This window comes from Pseudomonas sp. ICMP 10191 (assembly GCF_001467335.1).
Classification (GTDB): domain Bacteria; phylum Pseudomonadota; class Gammaproteobacteria; order Pseudomonadales; family Pseudomonadaceae; genus Aquipseudomonas; species Aquipseudomonas cerasi.
The window spans coordinates 1-4,147 of sequence record NZ_LKGW01000156.1; the positions used below are offsets into that span (position 1 = coordinate 1).

At 54.4% G+C, this 4,147-nt stretch carries 9 protein-coding genes and 1 pseudogene; 1 reads left to right on the plus strand and 9 read right to left on the minus strand.

Translation table 11 applies throughout. The annotated features are described in order from the left end of the window. Nucleotides 1-222 (minus strand): annotated as a pseudogene (locus AO388_RS29805) (HNH endonuclease); the annotation flags it as partial. After that, nucleotides 213-392: a hypothetical protein gene (locus tag AO388_RS23110; protein ID WP_058417230.1), complete on the minus strand. Its 180-nt coding sequence runs from the start codon at nt 390-392 to the stop codon at nt 213-215. The pseudogene AO388_RS29805 and the gene AO388_RS23110, both read right to left, overlap by 10 nt. Before the next feature lie 160 nt (nt 393-552). Here AO388_RS23110 and AO388_RS23115 point away from each other — a divergent pair, with 160 nt between their 5' ends. Then, nucleotides 553-981: a hypothetical protein gene (locus tag AO388_RS23115; RefSeq protein WP_058417231.1), complete on the plus strand. Its 429-nt coding sequence runs from the start codon at nt 553-555 to the stop codon at nt 979-981. Between the two features lie 56 nt (nt 982-1,037). Here the strand turns inward: AO388_RS23115 and AO388_RS23120 are convergent, their stop codons facing one another. From AO388_RS23120 to AO388_RS23150, 7 genes are all read right to left on the minus strand, one after another. Next, the gene (locus AO388_RS23120; protein ID WP_236713942.1) at nt 1,038-1,301 is read right to left on the minus strand and encodes a hypothetical protein; all 264 of its coding nucleotides are present in this window, start codon (nt 1,299-1,301) and stop codon (nt 1,038-1,040) included. Continuing rightward, nucleotides 1,298-1,657 carry a hypothetical protein gene (locus tag AO388_RS23125; protein ID WP_058417233.1) on the minus strand — a complete coding sequence of 120 codons (360 nt, stop codon included), beginning with the start codon at nt 1,655-1,657 and terminating at the stop codon, nt 1,298-1,300. Before AO388_RS23125 ends, AO388_RS23120 begins: the two co-directional genes overlap by 4 nt. Further along, on the minus strand, nt 1,657-2,028 hold the full coding sequence (locus tag AO388_RS23130) for a hypothetical protein (RefSeq protein WP_058417234.1): 372 nt from the start codon (nt 2,026-2,028) through the stop codon (nt 1,657-1,659). Before AO388_RS23130 ends, AO388_RS23125 begins: the two co-directional genes overlap by 1 nt. A gap of 94 nt (nt 2,029-2,122) precedes the next feature. Beyond that, a complete protein-coding gene (locus tag AO388_RS23135) occupies nt 2,123-3,043 on the minus strand; it encodes a hypothetical protein (RefSeq protein ID WP_058417235.1) in 921 nt (306 codons plus the stop codon). A 165-nt stretch (nt 3,044-3,208) separates the two neighbouring features. Beyond that, a complete protein-coding gene (locus AO388_RS23140) occupies nt 3,209-3,592 on the minus strand; it encodes an antitermination protein Q (protein WP_058417236.1) in 384 nt (127 codons plus the stop codon). Between the two features lie 2 nt (nt 3,593-3,594). Continuing rightward, nucleotides 3,595-3,909, minus strand: coding sequence for a hypothetical protein (locus tag AO388_RS23145; RefSeq protein ID WP_058417237.1), 315 nt, complete (start codon nt 3,907-3,909; stop codon nt 3,595-3,597). Further along, nucleotides 3,906-4,147 (minus strand): hypothetical protein (locus AO388_RS23150; RefSeq protein WP_236713943.1); only part of this gene is annotated, 242 nt, incomplete at its 5' end. The genes AO388_RS23145 and AO388_RS23150, both read right to left, overlap by 4 nt.

Genomic DNA, 4,147 nt, shown 5'->3' on the forward strand with positions numbered 1-4,147 from the left:
GCGCTCGCACTCTACGCAGAGCGGATGCTTAGCCAAGAAGCCCTTGCGCGCCTGTTGCCACTTGTAGCTGTAGCCGCGCTGGCTGCTGGTCTCGCGTTGCTTCTCCCGCTGCTTCACTTCGAACTGCTTGCCTACATCCTTATGGGCGTCACAGTAACGGGGGTTACGGGTCAGTATGTTGCAGCCCTGAGCATTGCATGGCTTCTGCGGTCTCAACGGCATGGTGTGCCGTCCAAGTACGTGTGAGGTTGAGCATCCGGGTCTTCCGGCTCTTCTTCACTCAGTGCGTCGATCAGCAGCGTCTGTTGCTCTACCATCCGCTGTAGCAGTTGGGTCTGCTGCACCTGCTCGGCCAGGATCTGGCTTAGCAAGGAGTTGCTGTGCTCGTTCATATGCCACCTTTGTCCACTTGTTAATCCATTCGCGCCGGTGAGCGCATCCACTACAGCTCATGCTTGTTGCCTCACTTGCTCAATTGCTCAATCGCCTGGTGCTTGCACAGCACATAAAGGGCGTTATAAGGTTTCTCGTTTTACACATTGAGGCAGTGCAGTGGACGAAACATTAAAGTGGATCGGTGTCATAAGCGGAATAGTGTTTGGATGCGGAGGCGGGGCATTCGCTTACCTGCAGTATTCTTCGCAGCAATCGAGAGAGATCGGCCGCATCGAAGCGGATAACACTTACCTTCGTGACCAAGCCGTTCAGCTGAAACAGGAAAACGCGAAATTGCGCAGCGATTTCCAAACATGGGAATCGACATATCGTAGAAAGGAAGATGAGCTAGCATCAGTCAAATCAAGCCTCGCATCGGCTCAGGCTGACGAGTGCGACAAGATCTGGCGCGAGACCCTGAATTTAGAAAATACTCTCAGCTGGGCTACTATCCGCAACTTCAGTCAAGAAACCCGGCAGGAACTGCGAACCGAGATCAGCGATCATAAGAAGACCCACCAAGTGTGCCTTGCCTCACGTAAATAACAGCCACAACTGACAATCAAGTCCGGACGACACGATGGCGCAGCTATTCTATCCGACTAATTTCCGCTCCAGCCAGGCTGCTTGAGCTGCGCATTTAAGGAATTTACCTTTTTCTGGTAATAGTTGCGCAGTGGTCGCTGCAATTCTGCTACCACCTCAGCAGGCTGCCAGGCGCCTCGTATCGAAACGGCGAGCTCCTTGCCACACACTACGGAACCAAGCAGCGCCTGTAGTTTGTCTCGCTCTTGGAACATCTGCTGCGCCACTCTGATCTGATCACGATCCATATATCGCTCAGGATCAATCAGGTGGCGCGTCACGGCGTCTGCCGCTCCAGGACCTCGTTGACCTTGTCGGCGGCGGTGCCAGCAGTCTTTGCGGCCTCGGTCGCCGTACCTGCTGCTGCCTCAGCCTTTGCTGCTGCACCCTCAACCTTTACGGCTGCCTCAGTTGCGGTGTTTGCAAGCCTGTTCAGGCGCATGTCGCGCTGCTTGGTGGCCTCGTCATATCCTCGACGAACTTCGGTGACCTGAGCGGTGTACCAACTGGATAGCCGCCACTCGGCAACCTGAAACCCCAACATCGCACCGCCAGCCAACAACAGTACGGCGATCAGCCAAACCTCTATCCGCCTCCACCAGTGGCGGGCAACGAAGTTGATTGCGCATCTATCCATCAGTTGATTCCTCCCAACTTGGTGCGCAGTCGAGCAATCTCTGCGCTCTGCGTTGTTACCTTGTCGGTGAGCTGGGCAACCTGACCGGTAAGGGCTTCGATCTTCCCCTCCATGCGGCCGACAGCGGCGGCCAGCTCGTTGCGTTCTTTGGCGAACTGGTCGGCTCGGGCCTCTGCTTCTTTGCGGGCCTGTCGTTCCGAGTCGAGCAGTTCGTTCAGCCTGCGGACGGTGCCGATATCGGCGTTGTCCATGGCGCGATCGGTCGCATCCCTAGAGAGGAATTTCCTTAACCAGAGGAAGCCGCCCAGCAGAATGGTGCCCGTGCCGCCCAGCCAGGTGGCGGTGCCTGGGCCGAGGTCGGTCGGGTCCATCGTTACTCCAGAAATGAAAAAGGCCCGCCGATATGGCGAGCCTAAAAGTTATAGCGATAGTACTACAAGGAAGGTGCGGCCTACCAAGTTGGAACTAGTAAATTTTGATAACAGTAATCTTCTTAGGAATTAAAACACCTCTATTAAAGTCAGTTGCCATTACGACCTCAACATCGGCACTGACCGCCTCCTGCGAAACTGCTTTCGTGACGTCGACGCCGTCTGCGAATATCAAAGGCAGCCTTTTTTCTCCAGTTGCTTGGGGAAGAGTTCCTTTCCAACCAGTGTCAGATCTATCTCTATCTAAAGCGCGAATTTCAAGACGGGTCTGCGTGTAACGGACCGCAGTGTCACGTGCTCGAAAATCAGGAGTTTCTGGCGCGTCAGAAGCAGCCTCATGGGAAAATTGAAGCCCCGTAGCGTGGTCGCCCACATGCAAACCACCTCTCCCGTCACCGGAAGCGGGTGAGATAAAATCCAAGGCAGCACGGACAACTTTTTTCCTATCGCCTGTGAGAGCGCTGTCAACAGCTGCTTGCAATTTTTCAGCGGTGACACCCGTGGCCGAACTACCAACATTAATTATAATATTGTGATTGGCCTGGATACTTGGAGTTTCTTCCTTGTCAGCTACCTTGGAGTTGAAACTGTCGTACATAGTAACAGCTTCACTGGCAAGCAGTAGTACGAGAAGCCCGCCCAGCCCATACTTCGCATATTTACCCATTTTGGTCTCATTCAGCCATTTTATGCATTTTTCCTTGTCGGCAACCGAGCTAAACAGCAAGGTGAGGACAAGGACCTCCAAGAGGCTGCCGGACTGTATTTTGGAAACTTTAAGGCTTTCCAAATCGACTTCTTCATCCGCTTCACATAGAGCTCCCACCAAAGCCGGCACTTTGGATGCCAGCTTTTGTAGGCCTAAAAGGGATGAAACAATTTCATCAATCGGAATGGGCTCTTCAGCCTCGAAAAAAAACGTAACGGGTAAATCAATTGTCAGTAAGTCCGTCACCGATGCTCTCCCTGCAGAATTCACAGGAATTTACATCAATTCGCCTTCAGAGCGCATTATTTAAAATGCGCTTTTTACCCAACGGTAGGTAGGAAGGGGTGCCACGCTGGAACAGCTGAACACCGTGCCATGAAAACAGAGCTATTCCATATGGACAACTCTTTTTTACGCTGCCGTCCGAACTCCCTCCAAATAGCAATCCACCCAGGCCGCACCGGCCTTGATCAGCTCGCGCGCCTTGCCCTCGCTCATTCCAAAGTGACGACCTACCCGGATCGCTGGCCACTTCGCACCGTAGTAGAACCAGACCATGTCGCCCATCTGCTGGTGACGGTTACACAGGCCAGCTACGGCCGCGTCCACAAGTCCGGCCAGCTCGTCGGTGATCACATACGACTTACCGGGCATCGGCATGGCATCCCGCATCAGGGCCAGCGTGGGCGACGCGTAGCTGGGCACGCCCATACCATCCATCCGCCAATACCCCCACTGCTCGAGCATGTTTTCAGTTTCACCCAGCGGGCGGTGCATCGTGTTGCGAGTCATCATGGTCAATCCCCTGTGTAATTCGATCCACCGGCACCGCGGCGGTTGTTCTGTTCGTACTGTTGGTGCGCACCGCCAATCTGTCTGTTAGCACCTGCGATTTCGGCCAACGCTTCTTTGAGTCTTTGATTGAGCACCGGAACGATGTCGCTGAGTGGCAACGCCTGAAGCGTGTGGCCGCAGATCCAGCCAGAGCCGTGGCACTGGGGACACTCCAATTGGTGAAAAAGCCCGGTGTAAACGCCCTTCCCGCCGCAGATGTTGCATTCCACGATGAACTTCAGCTCTCGACGGAACGATGGGCCGTGTGACTTCTTCATTGGCGGCCTCGACCTTGGTAGGCCTGAATAACGCCTTCAAATGCCGCGCCGATTACCAGCACAGCGATGGCGACGATCCCACCCGTCACTGAGTTCATCCAGCAAGCCAGGCCAACAGCCACGATGGTGATGTAGTGCTGCCAGAGGCTGATGCTCGGCTTGAAAAGGTCTTGATTCGCCATTTTTAAACCTCGCCTTTTATGGATTCGTGATCGCGCCGGAAGCCGCGCCGGTATTG

Coding starts and splice junctions, on each gene's coding strand:
- AO388_RS23130 (WP_058417234.1), bottom strand. CDS start 2,028: ATGGACCCGACCGACCTCGGCCCAGGCACCGCCACCTGGCTGGGCGGC.
- AO388_RS23140 (WP_058417236.1), bottom strand. CDS start 3,592: ATGATGACTCGCAACACGATGCACCGCCCGCTGGGTGAAACTGAAAAC.
- AO388_RS23110 (WP_058417230.1), bottom strand. CDS start 392: ATGAACGAGCACAGCAACTCCTTGCTAAGCCAGATCCTGGCCGAGCAG.
- AO388_RS23125 (WP_058417233.1), bottom strand. CDS start 1,657: ATGGATAGATGCGCAATCAACTTCGTTGCCCGCCACTGGTGGAGGCGG.
- AO388_RS23145 (WP_058417237.1), bottom strand. CDS start 3,909: ATGAAGAAGTCACACGGCCCATCGTTCCGTCGAGAGCTGAAGTTCATC.